The sequence below is a fragment of the Paenibacillus sp. FSL W7-1088 genome (assembly GCF_037969855.1).
Lineage (GTDB): Bacteria > Bacillota > Bacilli > Paenibacillales > Paenibacillaceae > Paenibacillus.
In genome coordinates this window covers 3,530,397-3,545,616 of sequence record NZ_CP150216.1, presented here as the reverse complement: position 1 = coordinate 3,545,616, position 15,220 = coordinate 3,530,397, and the positions used below count along the sequence as shown (strand labels likewise).

At 44.2% G+C, this 15,220-nt stretch carries 14 protein-coding genes and 1 pseudogene; 3 read left to right on the top strand and 12 right to left on the bottom strand.

Going from position 1 to position 15,220, the window contains the following annotated elements; translation table 11 throughout:
* Positions 1–123: 123 nt before the first annotated feature.
* The 8 genes and pseudogenes from MKY42_RS16065 to MKY42_RS16030 form a co-directional block, all read right to left on the bottom strand.
* A complete protein-coding gene (locus tag MKY42_RS16065; protein WP_256222059.1) occupies positions 124–1,809 on the bottom strand; it encodes a hypothetical protein in 1,686 nt (561 codons plus the stop codon).
* 204 nt (positions 1,810–2,013) lie between these two features.
* A complete protein-coding gene (locus tag MKY42_RS16060; RefSeq protein ID WP_339852928.1) occupies positions 2,014–2,763 on the bottom strand; it encodes a glucose 1-dehydrogenase in 750 nt (249 codons plus the stop codon).
* Positions 2,764–2,947: 184 nt separating this feature from the next.
* The gene (locus tag MKY42_RS16055; protein ID WP_062319566.1) at positions 2,948–3,340 is read right to left on the bottom strand and encodes a DUF2500 domain-containing protein; all 393 of its coding nucleotides are present in this window, start codon (positions 3,338–3,340) and stop codon (positions 2,948–2,950) included.
* Between the two features lie 213 nt (positions 3,341–3,553).
* Positions 3,554–4,612, bottom strand: a complete 1,059-nt coding sequence (locus tag MKY42_RS16050; protein ID WP_339852518.1) for a collagen-like protein — start codon at positions 4,610–4,612, stop codon at positions 3,554–3,556.
* A gap of 551 nt (positions 4,613–5,163) precedes the next feature.
* Entirely contained in the window at positions 5,164–5,373 is a 210-nt protein-coding gene (locus MKY42_RS16045; RefSeq protein WP_339852515.1) for a YolD-like family protein, read from the bottom strand.
* Between the two features lie 497 nt (positions 5,374–5,870).
* On the bottom strand, positions 5,871–7,103 hold the full coding sequence (locus MKY42_RS16040) for a sialidase family protein (protein ID WP_339852512.1): 1,233 nt from the start codon (positions 7,101–7,103) through the stop codon (positions 5,871–5,873).
* Between the two features lie 23 nt (positions 7,104–7,126).
* Complete coding sequence (locus MKY42_RS16035; protein ID WP_090898051.1) at positions 7,127–7,495, bottom strand: hypothetical protein; 369 nt, start codon at positions 7,493–7,495, stop codon at positions 7,127–7,129.
* Positions 7,496–7,893: 398 nt separating this feature from the next.
* A pseudogene (locus MKY42_RS16030) lies at positions 7,894–8,126 on the bottom strand (phage holin family protein); the annotation flags it as partial.
* A 187-nt stretch (positions 8,127–8,313) separates the two neighbouring features.
* Between MKY42_RS16030 and MKY42_RS16025 the strand changes: the two are divergent.
* Together MKY42_RS16025 and MKY42_RS16020 are read left to right on the top strand one after the other, a co-directional pair.
* The gene (locus MKY42_RS16025) at positions 8,314–8,760 is read left to right on the top strand and encodes a hypothetical protein (protein WP_339852509.1); all 447 of its coding nucleotides are present in this window, start codon (positions 8,314–8,316) and stop codon (positions 8,758–8,760) included.
* A 46-nt stretch (positions 8,761–8,806) separates the two neighbouring features.
* Positions 8,807–9,259 carry a hypothetical protein gene (locus MKY42_RS16020; protein ID WP_090898045.1) on the top strand — a complete coding sequence of 151 codons (453 nt, stop codon included), beginning with the start codon at positions 8,807–8,809 and terminating at the stop codon, positions 9,257–9,259.
* Between the two features lie 454 nt (positions 9,260–9,713).
* Here MKY42_RS16020 and MKY42_RS16015 read toward each other — a convergent pair whose 3' ends face one another.
* Positions 9,714–9,923 carry a hypothetical protein gene (locus MKY42_RS16015; RefSeq protein ID WP_090898042.1) on the bottom strand — a complete coding sequence of 70 codons (210 nt, stop codon included), beginning with the start codon at positions 9,921–9,923 and terminating at the stop codon, positions 9,714–9,716.
* Between the two features lie 135 nt (positions 9,924–10,058).
* Positions 10,059–11,336 carry a hypothetical protein gene (locus MKY42_RS16010; RefSeq protein WP_090898039.1) on the bottom strand — a complete coding sequence of 426 codons (1,278 nt, stop codon included), beginning with the start codon at positions 11,334–11,336 and terminating at the stop codon, positions 10,059–10,061.
* Between the two features lie 312 nt (positions 11,337–11,648).
* Between MKY42_RS16010 and MKY42_RS16005 the strand changes: the two genes are divergently transcribed.
* The gene (locus MKY42_RS16005; RefSeq protein WP_090898036.1) at positions 11,649–12,578 is read left to right on the top strand and encodes an L-lactate dehydrogenase; all 930 of its coding nucleotides are present in this window, start codon (positions 11,649–11,651) and stop codon (positions 12,576–12,578) included.
* A 174-nt stretch (positions 12,579–12,752) separates the two neighbouring features.
* Here MKY42_RS16005 and MKY42_RS16000 read toward each other — a convergent pair whose 3' ends face one another.
* Both MKY42_RS16000 and MKY42_RS15995 read right to left on the bottom strand, forming a co-directional pair.
* Positions 12,753–13,961 carry a hypothetical protein gene (locus MKY42_RS16000; RefSeq protein ID WP_090898033.1) on the bottom strand — a complete coding sequence of 403 codons (1,209 nt, stop codon included), beginning with the start codon at positions 13,959–13,961 and terminating at the stop codon, positions 12,753–12,755.
* 64 nt (positions 13,962–14,025) lie between these two features.
* Positions 14,026–15,213, bottom strand: coding sequence for a hypothetical protein (locus tag MKY42_RS15995; protein WP_339852504.1), 1,188 nt, complete (start codon positions 15,211–15,213; stop codon positions 14,026–14,028).
* Between the last annotated feature and the right edge of the window lie 7 nt (positions 15,214–15,220).

The following is a 15,220-nucleotide window of genomic DNA, read 5'->3' as shown; positions in this document are numbered from 1 at the left end:
GTATATAATATTGTGCAGATGCCCATTCGGTGACACGATTTTATTTTTTTACCATAAAAAAAGCCCGGAACCTCACCTTATGTGAAGTCCCGAGACATAACATTTCCTATATAACCTGCCTATTCAGGGCTTGGCTTGAATCCAGTAATCGTATGCATGTACAATATTGCCTTTGTAGGCTTTATACTCGCTTAACAGATCTGGAAGCAGTGCCAGCTGACGCTCCATCTCCGCTGCTCCCTTATCATAAAATGAAATATGTCTACCTTCAAAATTCTCTTTCATCTCCACCGAGATCAACAGCGGTTTACCCAAACGATCCGCAATTTTCATTTCCTGACTGACCACGTCGGCAATTCCATTGGAGCCTTCGGCAATGTTGCGGAATGCCATCAGAGAGACGTGATCCAGCGTTGTGATCATGTATTCACTGACAGACATGTCTCTTCCCGGTAACGGGAACGTATCCAGCCAAACGGCCAGATCGGCACTCGTTTCCAGATCACTGTCCTTTTTCGTCTCTTCGTGGAAATAAGCAATATTGGCAGCCCATTCGGTCAGCAGCGTATCCCGATCATTTTCCCATTCAGGTAAGGTGTATGGCTCAATATCGAGATGGATTCCCTTAAAGCGTTCATCCGGTTCCGATTCGGCGTTATAATTTTTCACATAGTCGATCAAGCGTTGTATCCGTGGCCGATTTTCCTTTTTACCCCAGATTGGATGGCCGCCCATAGCGTGAACCTCAATACCTTGAGCCTGTGCACGTTTCACAAAACTACGATAGCTGGAATACGGTTGATCCAAATCAAGCCGGACGTATAACCAATTAATGTTTTGCGCTTTGGCGAACTCCAGAATGTGATCTCCACCGTCATTCGTAACCTGAGAAGCCTGCCAGATATAGGTTCCTCGGATTTCAGGTTGATTGGATGGATTCTCTGGTAATGGTACTTCCCCTGGCTCCAGCTGCCCCCAGTACACGATGTCATGCACAGCTGAACCTGCATAGGAAGCATGATCTGTGAATGCAGATGCCACTTCACTTAAGACACTCTCCAATTGCGCCGCACCTTTGCCAGCAAAAGTCGTGAACTCTTCTCCAGGCATCGGCTTGGTGTTTACGCCAACGGTAATCGAGCCATTTCTGGCGTCAGCCCATATCATTTCTTGTTCTACCAAACGTATAATTCCATTGTTTCCTTGCGCACTGTCACGGTAAGCGAGCAGCGTAATATGATCAAATTGTCCGATAAACCAGTGTGACAACGACTCGTTATCCGCATCGTCAGTCGTTCTGCTACCCGTCACCGTGTAAGAATCCAGCCAAAAAGGCAAGTCGACATTCACTTCAACCGCCCCATCCTTTTTCACTTGTTCCAGCAAGAGCTTCATATTGACAACCCAGGACTGCACCAGCGGTTTGGCATCTTCTTTCCACTGTGGCAATACATAAGGTTTGATATCCAGGTGAAGGGCGTCAAATCGCTCTTCCGGCTTTGCGGCCAGGTTATACTTACTCACCCAGGACGCCAGCTTGAGCATCGGACCTTCACGACCGCTGACTGCCCATGACGGATCTCCACCAAGAGCTTCAATTGCAATTCCAGCCTTGCTGGCTTTGGATATAAATGTATGATAGACCTCCTCTGACAGATTCATATCCACATTCACATATAGTCTGTTAATCTTATGTTTAGCCGCATTCTCCAGCAGCTCATTTCCTCCATCACTGACAGACTTGGCCTGCCATACCCAGGCTGCTCGTATATCTGCGTCAGCTTCAGCAGTAGATTCAAAGCCTGTCATTATAATCCCTCCAATCAGCAGTAGTAGCCAAAACACTTTCCGGGATGAGTTCCCGAACATAATCTCCCTCCATTCCTGTACTGTGGTAAAATCACATTTATTATAGCAACCGAGTTATCAAAATCAAATAAGCCCAAGTGCTTAACTTGGGCTTATTTCTGCTATGTTTTCAAAAGTTTACAATTGACCGGAGAAATCCCGGTACTAGTCCTCATATATCATTTTTCGGGTCATGCCCCCATCAATAATCAGGTTGGTCCCTGTGACAAAGGTATTGCTCGGATCGGACAAATATAAACAAGCACGGGAGATATCCGAAGGAACGCCTACACGTCCTGCCGGGTGCTGTTCATGGTCCTCTGGCTTCAATTTTTCAACATTGCCTGTCTCAATCCATCCCGGACTGATACAATTGACCCGAATTTTGTCCTTACCCAAGGAGACCGCCATCGCGTGCGTCAACGCCACGATCGCACCCTTGGATGCAGCATAGGCCTCTGTTTCCGGCTCTGACATGAAGGCACGTGTTGAGGACATGTTCACAATCGCTCCACCATTTTCGTTGTGCTTCATATGTTTGCCTGCTTCCCGACTTGCGAGAAAGCAACTTCGCACATTGGTATTGAGTATATCGTCCCACTCTTCCAGCGTTAACTCATAGGGAGATTTCCATCTGGAGACACCTGCATTGTTTATGAGCACATCAATTTGTTTGAATTCATCCATTGTCGTTTGAATGAGGTTCGTTATATCCTTCTCTTGACGTACATCACATTGAACAAAAATCGCTTCTCCACCTTCATTGCGAATCGAAGCTGCCGCCGCAGCCCCTTCCGCTTCCTCATAGTCGGCAAGTACGACTTTAGCCCCTGCAACCGCATAGGCCTCAGCTACACTTCGACCGATTCCTTGAGCTGCTCCCGTCACAACCACGACTTGATCTGTAAATGACATCATTAGTTCCTCCTCTATTGGGATGGTCCATTCATCATATAAGTCTACATCGACTCACCGAATATGAACCATAATATGAATAAAGTCTCTTCTTATATACAAACATGTTAGCCCCATTAAGAAACGCTTGTCCATAAAAGAATATTAAAAAAAGCTTACGCCACTATGGCGCAAGCCAGCCGGTTTATCCGCGTACACGCTCTGAATACAAACGATTGTAGCGTTCAAAGCCTACATAACGCGTTCCCTTGAAAGAGAGTCGACCTTCATCTCCCTCGGCGCACAAGCCGTACTCATCACCATTCACCTTGAATTCGAGCCGATCCCCGCTCTCCACTTCAAAAGTGATGTAATAAAGCGTACGGGCTGTACTTCCTGGTTCGGAGTGCGACTGACTCATCTGCATTCTCCTGCTGGTAATCCGTGAAGGTACAGTAAGCAGAGGCTCTGAGTTATTGCGCCCCCATCTCCATACCTCTTTCCCTACCGACAGAAGAACAATACCTATAATCAGGACAAATACTACCGGAAAGACGGTTCCAAAAAAATCAAACATCCAGGATGATTCAATGCCCATGTCTCTCCCCTCCGTTCATCAAACCTAGGACAGCCGGAGTCTTGACCCGTCTCCTGTAATATATATGCACGTTAACACGGAACTTGTTATTCGGATCCAAATCCAATATGTATTAACATATCAATGCGCTCTTCCTAATGAAATCCTCGGCACCGACTGGGATAGCGCCTTGATGAATGAGCATTATCCCAGTTGAGGTACCCTCCCCCCTCTCTATGCTAATTGAGTAATAACCAGGTGTGCCGAAACGGGTCTTGTTCCTCCGGCAAGGGGGGTCATGGTTAGTGCCGTTGATTCTCCAGCTGGATTTCGTACAGTCAGTATGGAGTTAATGACTGTTGTTTGCACGATAGCCATTCCTGGCATCTGACTTGTGCCTGTTGCCCGCCCCACTACGGAATTGGAGAGGTCAGCGCCATTAAGTGTTAACATAAGTTGCCCAGCTTCATTCATACTTCCCTGGAACAAAACTAGATACGTACCGATTGCAGCCAAATTAAATGTACTCGGTCCTGTACGAGTAATTGTAGTCCCACTTGTAGGTCCATCTTGCGGAAAACTTACGTCCGTGCCTGGAGCGACCGTTGCCGCATTGTCTGGAGGCATCAGCGCAAAGAAATCAGCAAATCCCAGAACTCCTCCGGCTGCACCTGTAGCTCCAGTAACACCCGTTGCTCCTGTGACGCCTGTTGGACCAGCAACACCTGTCGCACCTGTCACCCCAGTGGCACCCGTTGAGCCTGCCACTCCTGCCACTCCCGTGGCACCGGTGGAACCCGTTAGACCCACAACACCAGCTGCGCCTGTCACCCCAGTAGGCCCCGCTGGACCTGCCACTCCTGCAACACCCGTAGCTCCAGTGACACCGGCTGGACCCGCAACACCAGCTGCGCCCGTGGCCCCAGTCGCACCAGGAAAGCCTTGCGGTCCAATAGCGCCAGCTGGGCCGGGCACACCCTGAGGTCCTTGTGGACCCACAAGTCCTTGTTCCCCAGGAATACCCTGCACGCCCATCGGTCCGGCTGGACCAGCCAGTCCCTGTGGACCCATGGCTCCCGCTGGTCCCGGTTGACCTTGAGGTCCTTGTGGACCTGGAGGGCCTCCGGCTGGACCCTGAGCTCCAGGTGGTCCTTGCACCCCTTGCTGGCCCTGAATTCCCTGTACGCCCTGAATTCCCGGAATTCCCTGTGGTCCTGTGGGACCAGTAACCGTAGGCGTAATAATTTTCACTTTAGGCGGCGGACATTTAACCTGAACTAATTTCTTTGCCACCTTCACTTTGCAATTTTTTCTTTTAGATTTGCAAGGATATACCGTTACCTTTTTTCTCCTAGATCGCTTCTTTTCTTCTGAACTGCTCATCGTTTGGACACCTCCCTATAGACATAGTTTAATGTACGTATGTCGTTAGTTTAGTGTATGGACGGAAAACCATTCTCAACTAAACTACAACCTATATTTAGGAAAAAAAGGCTATTTGCTTGGTAGATTAGCCCTTTTTAAGAGGAATAATGCAAAAAAAGACTCTGACAGCGTTAGCCGACAGAGGTATAACATTCCATATTAATAAAGCCAAGCCTGTATAGAGTTGGCTGCGGAAAGGCCTCTACACAATCCAAATTTATAACAATTCATATGAGCTTATCTGAGAAGTAAACGAGCAGTGACACTCAAGCTTATTGTTTATTCAAACACCCAAAAAGAAACGTCCCCGTTTAGAGACGTTTCTTAATGAATTGACGGTAATATTAAGAATATTGGATACTCATCCTATGAGTCTAAGCGTACATCAGATCCATCTTACTGCTCTTTTCTATCTGAATTCAACTGTAGTCTTCATCAACACGTACAAGTTTAACTCGTCCGCTTTGCCTGTCGATTGATTCAACTACTCCCTTTATCTCTTCATCGTCGAACGGATTGAATACAGTCAATTTGATTGACCTGCGTTCCTGATACGATTCGAAGATAGCTTCTTCAATGAGCTGGATCTCCTGTTCGTCCGGTACCGGCTTTCCTCGTCTTTCCTGCACAACTCATTTCCTGAAGAAAGGCCTCACGATGTTCGGGAAGAATAATTCGAGATCCTTCAAAAATACCGTTACCTGTCAATTTACTAGCCATACTACACACGCCCCTTAATACTCAGTCCAGTAATTTATATTCGATGAATTGGTTGGCGACATTGCCTTGGGCAGCTTAGGCTTTTTCCTCTTCTCGCTCCCATCCCTCCAGGAATCACAATATTGGCCGTATTAGACTTATCCTCCCAGCGTATGGATACGTCGTTTTGTGATCTTGCCGCTTTGATCCTCATAAATAATCTCAACCAACCCAAGTATTTAACTGGCATGTTCATCCTTTCGATAAGAACATTTGTTTGCATTATATGCGAACTCACGTTCTTTATACAACAAGAAAAAAGCCCCATTAACTTAGAGCTACTTAGATGTAAGTTTCGCTCTAAATTATATGTGACAAGGATAATAATATTGTGGGCTAATCCTATTTATACATCATTATTTGCCAACTAAGACCCAAAGTAAACATCGAGCTTCCCAGTAGGAGGAGTTGTTGCCATCCAAACTGCTGCCAGATTGTCCGGAGCAAACGTTGTAGCAGTAATATAATCCCCTATCAACACAGTCGGTACTGGAGAATTGCCATTGGGATTAAATGAGGTTGTCGTGAGTCTGCGGTTCGCAAAGGTAGCTCCTCCGTCAAATGATTCAGCAACATAAACGTCTAAAAGAAACCCATTGATTTGATTCGAATAATAAATGACCCTTATTGTTCCCGTGAATGGCGACACAGTAATGGATGGAAAGAAATTTTGTGAACCTGCTGGTGCTCCGGTAATACTAACGGGATCTGACCATAAAAGTCCATCTGGAGATTTACACAAGAAAATATCGGTGTAGCCATTCCTTGCATCGTTCCAGGTCGCATAAACAGAACCACTGTTTGGCCCATTGGATATATCAGCACCCAAACTCAAATTTGTCTGCACTCGAAAAGCATAATCGGGAACGGGTAATGGCGAAGGTGCGGGTACCACGGAAGAAATTAATGTAGATTGTCGATTAACCGGCGGTTGGAATGAAGCTCCTCCATCATAAGAGATTCTTAATAAAGCATACGGAGTATCCGGGCCTGTAGTAATATATCCTGCGTATACTTCGCCACTAAATCCAACTGCAATAGCCGCTCTATCATGAAAACCTCTGGGGCTTGAAATTCGGCTTGGAGTTTCCCATGTTACTCCCTGGTTCAAAGATCTTTGCAAAAAAATAGATGAGGCCAACGTAGCAAGAGGGGTGTAGCCAACATAAGCATTCCCTCTGTACGGACTCCCTGGAGAGCGATCTACTGCAATAAAAGGCTCATCATTATGAACAATAAGGCCATATCCCTTGTTCACAAATACTGGAGGTGACCAAGTCACTCCATCATCCAGGGATGTATAGCTAATAATCGTACCATCATTGTCTCCGTTAAATATGTGAACCGTCACAATAAACGTGCTCGGAAAGGTATAATCAATGGTTGGGGCTTCTGCACCAGCATATCCTGCAGGCTGCTGTAAAATAGTAGTCGACCATGTCTGTCCAGTATCGGTAGAGCGATAAAACCCTATAAGTGTAGGGCCTGTACTTGTATCAACAGCAACGGCACACATAATATTAGGAAGTAACTCGTTGGAAGCGATCGAGGGTTCAAATTGATTCCCACCGAGTGCACCTGTAATATTAACAACTGGCAAATCGCTTACCTCCATTTCGTTAATTAAGGGATGTTGGTAAATCTATCAACCCATATCATTTCAGACTGTAACACACGTTGAATAACTCCACCTGTTGAATCTACACCGTATACATGAATAATTGTACTCGTAGCACTAAAGTAGTCACTTTGAACTTCATAAAACGCTGCTGTAATGAGCGGGTAAACAAGTGTCCGGGAGACCTGAGGTCCAATTTGGAATAAATCATGACCGATAGGAACTCTTGCATTTTGAGTTGTATCCCATTTAAATACTTCTAGTTCAATGTTTGCAGGAATATTAAGAGAGTCGTTTATACAAGTTACAATAATCTGGGTGGCCATGCTTCCACTTGTTGGCGAGTTATAAATCAATCCCGTAGAGTTTGGCATTGGAATTAACCTCCTCTCATTTGAAAAAATGAGAATTTTATTACAATAATATTGTACGTCAACATTCATTTGAGTGGCTCGGCTTCTGTATAGATACAGTATTTAAATACCCCCTGCTATCCCTGTAGGGGGGCATGCTCACAAGTACAAGTAGGAGGTAGACCCATGAATTAAATATATGTTAAAAAAATTTAAAAGTGCCACAAATTTTTAGATTGGGAATGCAACTACCTTGAAGTACAACAGCACAGGAGACATCACTTACATTTATGTGAAGTAGGGCAGATAAATATTATCAAGCGGTCCAGATCCTCAAACGATTACTGGGCCGCAAAGCTGCAGCTGAGCTGCGGTCAAACAAGCACCGGAGGCGTTATGTGATTAAACAATACATGTAGAAAAAAATGGCCATCTCCCAAGATACCGTCCACCAAGTGCCCAACCGCGACCATGGCAAAAATAAAGACCTTCGGGCAATCCCGATAAGGCCAATTTTACTCTTAAGTTTTCCAGTAGCTCCACCTGCAGCAACACCCGTCAAATAATCCAGTATTACAAAGAACAGCAATACTCCACGCACAGCAGACCAACCCCCAAATTATGCCGCTATTGAAGCTGTGCGTTTCATCATAACCAAGTCAATAGTCAGTACATCTTAAATCTAAAAGTATGATTTATATGCTATTTAGCGTCCATCATTTTGTTGATGAAGCATAAATTAGTTTTATAGTTCAATGAAACTTCTTGCCTTTAAGCGGATAACTCTTTCAAACCAAAAACATATGATATTTCAAAATAATAGATTGGAGGAAAACATTATGGTTCGTACGCTTGACGCCCGGACTTCGCTTGGGTCTAACGGCGTTGCTCCGTTTAATGTCCCGCTCGTTCCAAATACTCCTACTTTGGTGGGTATCGTTGGTCTGAACATTGTCAATCCAGGATTAGTTATTCGCACTCAATTTAACGGAACCTATCGGATTTCGGTAGCAGATTTGTCCTCACAACCTTCTTCCATTCGATTTGAAATATTCAGAGGCTCGACTAATACAGGTACCCCGATTTATGTCGTTTCCCAACCTATATTTCCTTCTGAGGGAAGCATACTGGCAAGCTTCGATGGTTCTGATTTCAATGTGCCTCCTCCTCCTACCGGGCAGCTTATCTATTCTTGTTTTGTGACATTTGTTCCGGCATCTCCATCAGAGCAAGCCAGCCGCGTTGGCCCAGAATGCTTCAATGCGGTTGTATACAGCGACGATTAACTCAATGCTAAAAGGACTCTATGAAAATAAGGAAGGAGGAAATTTCATGGTTAAAACGTTAGATGCACGGACTTCCCAAGGCTCCAACGGACAGAACATTGTAACCCCCAGCTTTACGAATGGAGTCCCACAATTATTCGCTCAGGTTGGACTACAGGTAAATAATCCAGGGATGGTTATCCGGACGTTTTTTTCGGGTATTGTTGAAGTTACTGCCGATCAACTGCCTGTTAACGGAAATCTTGTCATAGAAGTTTACCGAGGATTGGGTAGTTCTCAGCAGCTTGTTTATCGTGCGGGTACAATCGTTCTGGACAACCCATTTTTCAGTCCTTGCGTGTTAAGCTTTTCCGGTTCAGATTATAATGTGACACCACCAGTGAATGGGCAGCTTGTCTATTCTGTGTACGCTATATTCACTTATAATCCAATTTACAATGTTAGCAACCTGCGCCTAGGACCTGAAAGTTTCAATGCTACAGTTTATTCCAACGATTAATATAAATTTCAATAATAGTTAGGAGTTAATTTCGCGATCATTTTCTCACTTTGTATTTATTAGTTCTAAAAAGGAGAGCTGAACTCATTATCTCTCCTTTATACTGTAATTCATTTTCTAACAAACAGATTCCTTACTAAACTCAATGTCTTTCAATAATTCTAACGCCAATGCGGTTGCTAAGATTTTAATTGCCCCAAGCTTAATTCTTCTCAATTGATTTTGCAACGAGTGGGTCATCGAGATGAAAAAAATAACTCTGGGATTATATACTCATGTCACTCAGAAAATGCAAAATAATGCGGACCAAAAATTAAAAAAACATTTTGCTGAAGTGTTAAAAATGAGTGTGCTGCAGGAAATGTGATTTTTTTTAGTGATTTTTTAAAATAAGAAAGCCCCCTGTTGGGGGCAAAACGTTGATATATCAGCTTTTTTTGATCAGTTTTGATAACTAAGCGTACATCAGATCCATGAACCCTCGGGTTACTTCTCCACCATCCGTCTGCTCCGGTTCATCTGCCTGTGCGTATTTCGCCATGCAGGCTTTAACTTCTTCCTCGGTGGTACAACGGTTGGCATCATCACATGTGTAGCATAATTGGAGCATGTATCTGGTTAACTCGTCCGCTTGCGTGAATTGAGCTTGTTCATTCGTTCTCATGTTCATCACTCCCATCTCTTCTTGAATTCAATATAACATCATTTGAAGGGATTTATTGTGATTTAATTCACAAGGTAAGTGAAATGAAAAGAAACCCGCAGGTTCCTCTTCTAAAGACGTTCTATTCTAGAGCAATTATAGTACTTTCCAGCGCACACCGCCGTCTACGGTTTGCAGCAACAGCGATCTTTTGGCATCCGTATTTTCGACCAAAATCCAGCCTAGTTTCGAAGAAACCATTTGGAGCTTGACGATCTCCGGGTATTCTTTGAGAATGTTTTCCAATACTTGACTTGCAGGAAGTGCCTTCCATGTCTTGCCAGCATCTTTCGTATAATAAGTCTTTTCATTCTGCATGACCCAGCCTTCCGAAGAATTCAGAAATGTAGGAGTCAGACCACGATTGATTCCGGTTTGTTTATTCAAACTGAACGTTGATAACTGCCAGCTCTCTCCACCATTGGTTGTGAAAAAACCGTTGAATTTGGTGCTTTCCCCTTGAGAACAGGATATCGACATCCAAGCTGTTTGAGCTTCCCGTCCAAAAAACTGTGGAGAGCTGATATTAAAATTACCACATCCGTTAAATTTGTTTCGGTCAAAGAACGACGGTCCCGCCTTCCAATGCTGGCCACCGTCCGCTGTAACGTACAATTTTGGCGTACCGAACTCTAGAGCGGTCAAGAACCCGTGATCCGCGTCCGAGAAAGTCAACCCAGTCGTATACCCCCGTGTAGGGATCTCCGCAGATGCTGGTTTGCCGTCCTCGTCACTGGATGTCATCTGATTCCAGGTAATACCGCCATCTTCTGTAAGATAGAGTTTCTTGTCTTGCTTGCCTATGGAAGTATCCACTGTAGTCAATATCCAGCCTTTTTCAGGAGAAACAAATGTAATGGCCGTCACCTTATCCGTCTTCGACAAAGAGGACAGGCTCCAGCTCGCTCCTCCGTTGTTCGTGCGCAGCACCATTGTATCTGTTCCGCCCATTCCTTCACGAACAATCCATCCATGTGTACGATCTACAAAATAAATGCTTTGTCCATATTGCGGATTAGCAGGAAACTGTACATTTTCCGAAGGTGAGATGTTAGTCCAGGTACTTCCCTGATCCTGAGTATAATACAGACGCAGGGCGTTCCGCGTCACTCCCCATGCTAATCCACCGTTACCATTAAGCAACTGGAAATCGGTTAAACGGGTCTGAATTTGATATTTGGCTGTATCCGCAGCTTGTGTACTGTTTGCGGGGGGAACAACAGTTAAGGTCTGGCCCATATTCCCGTTATCTTCTTGCTCCTGCGGAGGCTCTGCCACCGGGGTCTCTACCGAATCGGTGCAAGCCGCGAGCAGTGCAGCTATGCCGATAAACAGCAGTGCTGTCTGCGCGATTTTGATCCATTGCGAACGCAAGTGGTTTCCACCTCTCTCATCCAATAAGCAGGCGCGCATGCCTGTCCATTCATGTTGTTTTTACGATTCATCTGAATCCACTTCTCCTATTCTACCACAAACGATGTCGAAAAGGTTCATCTCCACTCCCTGGAAGCAGACAGCGATCTTTTTGCTGCATCTGTTTTTTCTATAAAACATAAACCAGGTTTTCGACGAAATTTTCCGTAAAAAGACATGAAATGTGAAAAAGTTTATAGACACGACTCGCTTTTCGCACGCTTTTCCCTTAATATGAATGGAAGTATACCCCAAAAAGGAGAGGATATGAAAATGGTAAACAGTGCAGCGCTCAAACCAAGTCGTGTCGTTATTGTAGGCATGGGTGCGGTGGGAACAACAACGGGATACACGCTGATGTTAAGACAGCGTTCGTCCGAGTTGGTATTTGTGGATGTGAATCATGATAAGGCTACTGGCGAAATGCTGGATATGAACCACGGTCTCCCTTTTACCGGAGGCGTTAAAGTCTGGGCAGGCGATTACTCCGACTGCAAAGACGCAGACATCATTATTATTACAGCGGGTGCTTCCCAGAAACCAGGAGAAACTCGCATTGATCTGCTGAAGAAAAATGCAAGCATTTTCAAAGAGATCATTGAACGTATTACTGAAGTTAATTCCCATGGTATTCTTTTGATTGCAACGAATCCTGTAGATATTTTGTCCTATACCTCATGGAAACAAAGCGGATGGCCTGCTTCTCGCGTAATTGGTTCCGGTACGTTACTGGACAGTGCACGTTTCCGTTACCTGATTGGTAAAAACAAAGGAATTGATCCACGCAGCATTCACGCTCATATTATCGGGGAGCATGGCGATTCTGAAGTACCCGTATGGAGTCTCGCCAACGTTGCAGGAACGAATCTGGAGCTGGATGAAGAAACACAACAAGATATCTTCGACCGGACCAAAAATGCGGCTTATGAGATTATTAATGCCAAAGGAGCCACTTCCTATGCAATTGCGCTTGCTTTGGACCGAATTGTAGCTGCCATTCTGGGCAACGAAGGCTCCGTACTGAACGTATCCACATTGCTGGAAGATTATAATGGCGTATCAGATGTATATCTGGGTGTTCCATGTGTGGTTGATCGCAACGGCGTGCGTGAGATTCTGCCACTGCCTTTGAATGAGACGGAGAAAGTCGCTTTCCAGGCCTCTGCTAACAAATTAAAAGAACAAATCGCTGGATTGGAATAGTATACTTAAAAACCAGTAAGCACCTGAATTCCCTTAATAACGGATATTCAGGTGCTTACTATTCATATAATCCACAAATAAGTTTACATAATATATCTTTTGTTAATCTTTAATTTATATATTTTTTGTTCCCTCCTAATTATCAAGATGCTACCACACTGTAACTGATAATATTTACCAACTCTCAGTTACTCTAAATACCACATCAACTGTGTTCGAACCTGCACCACCAATATTCGATACGGCTAAAGTTACAACCTGATTTTCCGGAAGAGTGAAATTCAAAAGTTCTGAAGAGGCCAATATTCTGGTATTCCCTGCTCCCCCTCCTGTAATGCCTTGAAACACCACTTCTCCTCCTGTAATTGTTGTAGAGATATTGTTGACCAGCAGTGCGGTTTCGCTATCAGGAATAATGGTTGTAGCCGTGGGATAATTAACAAAAGATCCATTTAGCGTCCCCCCCACAAGAACTTGGTAACTTAGATCAACGGATGAAATAATATTGATTTCTTCCAAATTCACCTGTACCGAATTCGTTCTAGCTGAACCTGCTGGAAACACAGCTTTTCTAGTAAATGAAATGACAGGCGTTATTGTTGATGTCACATTGGTAATTCTTCTTCGTTCGGAAGTGACTCTATAGGTTGGATCATATTTTCCAATAATACTATATTGTCTTCCTCCAACAAATATACTATAAGCAGCACCGGTTCCATTATTAGCGATTTGTGCTCTTAATGGAAGATTCGGGTCCACAAAACTTGTTTGACCTGTTGGGGAGAATCGATGAACGGTTATTACCTCTTGCGCTAAAGTTACGGGGTCAGGTATGACAACTCTAAATTCGATCACTCCGTAACCATACCATGTGAACATGATTTGAAATATATTGCCTTTAGACAAATTTAATGTCGCTCCGCTTGGTCCTGTCCCGTTTAATGGATCTACGTTCCATAAACTTTGAGGAACTGTTGTATCAACTCCAGCTCTACGTACGGATACGAAAACATTTGTACTATTCACTCCAAAAAAGGCTCCGTTTTGAGTATCAAATAATCCCCATTGTCCAACTTGGCTACCCGTAGGTAGTGAAGGGATACGAACGCCTATTCCTGCCTCCCCTGCATAACCTGGTTCATATCTCCCCCGCAATACACTTTCTAAAATGGCTGAGTCTATTCCACTGGCAGTGTTGCTTAAATTATATTCAGTCGCATCATTTGTAACCGTGCCAGCCCCAGTAGTCGTTACTACATCTCTTAGAATCGATAGGCCATATACAGAAGTTAACTCTACGATCGGAGTTTTTTGTGTTACGCGCAGCTCATCGAATTGGGAACTGACATTTGGTCCAATATTGGAGATGATAATGTCTGACAATGTTTTTCCTCCTTTGCAGAAAGAGGGAGAAGAAGTGAATATTCTTCTCCCAGCTTTTTATTGACTACCATTCTTCAGTGACACTAAAGGTTGCTGTGACAGAATTCGTACCGCCACTTAAGTTGGCTACAGCCAGTGTGATAAATTCAGTGTCTGGTAATTGAAAATTCAATAATGAAGCAGAAGCTAAAATTCTGGCACTTCCTTCAACTCCAGCTGCTAAGCCTTGCAATAGTACTTGACCTCCAGTAATGGTCGTTAGCGTACTATTTACTAACAGACCTGTCTCCGAGTTTGGAATATTCGTCGTTGCCGTTGGAAAAGCTGCAAAGGCTCCATCAATTGTTCCACCTAATATGATCTGGTAGTAAATATCATCTGATGTTACAAGGTCGATCCCTTCAAGTTTTACACTGACTGAATTCGTTCTGCCCGAACCTGCTGGGAAGGTTGTTTTTCTTTGGAAGGCTAATATCGGTGTAAGGGTTCCTGTTGCAGTTACGGTTCTTCTTTCAGAAGTAATTCTGAATACGGGACTATATCTACCCACAATACTATATTGTCTTCCTCCAACAAATAAATTAAGTGCAGAGGCCGTTCCACTATTCGAAATTTCTGCACGGAGAGGAAGATTAGGGTCGGCCAGACTCGTTTGCCCGGTTGGTGAAAATCGCTGAACGGTAATTACTTCTTGCGCTAAAGTCGTAGGATCAGGAATAACGACTCTAAACTCAATGACACCATACCCGTACCAAGTATATAGAATTTGAAATATATTTCCCTTAGCCAGACTAAGCGTCGCTCCACTAGGACCTGTTCCATTTAATTTATCAACATTCCAGGATGCTTGAGGGATAATGGTGTCAGAACCTGCTCTTCTAACTGCTACAAATATTCCATTTGCAACACTCTGACCAAAAAACAAGCCATTTTGGTCATCAAAAAATCCCCATCTTACCACTTGTGTCCCAGTAGGCGCAACAGGTAACCGGACACCTATCCCTGCTTCTCCAGCATACCCTGACTCGTATCTTCCTCTCTCTGAGCTTTGTAGAATGGCAGTATCTGCTCCAGATGCTGTTGTGCTTAATTGAAACTCAGTGTTATTACTTCCAACCGTTGCAGCTCCCAGTGTGGTTACGATGTCTCTTAGGTTAGATAGACCATACACCGAAGTCAATTCAATGATCGGCGTTTTTTCACTTGTTCTTAATTCGCTAAACTGAGAGCTAACATTTGGGCCTACCCCCACTATAGCT

Excerpts from the sequence above, each read along its gene's own strand:
- MKY42_RS16005 (WP_090898036.1), top strand. The coding sequence starts at position 11,649 with ATGGTAAACAGTGCAGCGCTCAAACCAAGTCGTGTCGTTATTGTAGGC.
- MKY42_RS16020 (WP_090898045.1), top strand. The coding sequence starts at position 8,807 with ATGGTTAAAACGTTAGATGCACGGACTTCCCAAGGCTCCAACGGACAG.
- MKY42_RS16055 (WP_062319566.1), bottom strand. The coding sequence starts at position 3,340 with ATGGGCATTGAATCATCCTGGATGTTTGATTTTTTTGGAACCGTCTTT.
- MKY42_RS16060 (WP_339852928.1), bottom strand. The coding sequence starts at position 2,763 with ATGTCATTTACAGATCAAGTCGTGGTTGTGACGGGAGCAGCTCAAGGA.
- MKY42_RS16025 (WP_339852509.1), top strand. The coding sequence starts at position 8,314 with ATGGTTCGTACGCTTGACGCCCGGACTTCGCTTGGGTCTAACGGCGTT.
- MKY42_RS16065 (WP_256222059.1), bottom strand. The coding sequence starts at position 1,809 with ATGACAGGCTTTGAATCTACTGCTGAAGCTGACGCAGATATACGAGCA.
- MKY42_RS16035 (WP_090898051.1), bottom strand. The coding sequence starts at position 7,495 with ATGCCAAACTCTACGGGATTGATTTATAACTCGCCAACAAGTGGAAGC.
- MKY42_RS16015 (WP_090898042.1), bottom strand. The coding sequence starts at position 9,923 with ATGAGAACGAATGAACAAGCTCAATTCACGCAAGCGGACGAGTTAACC.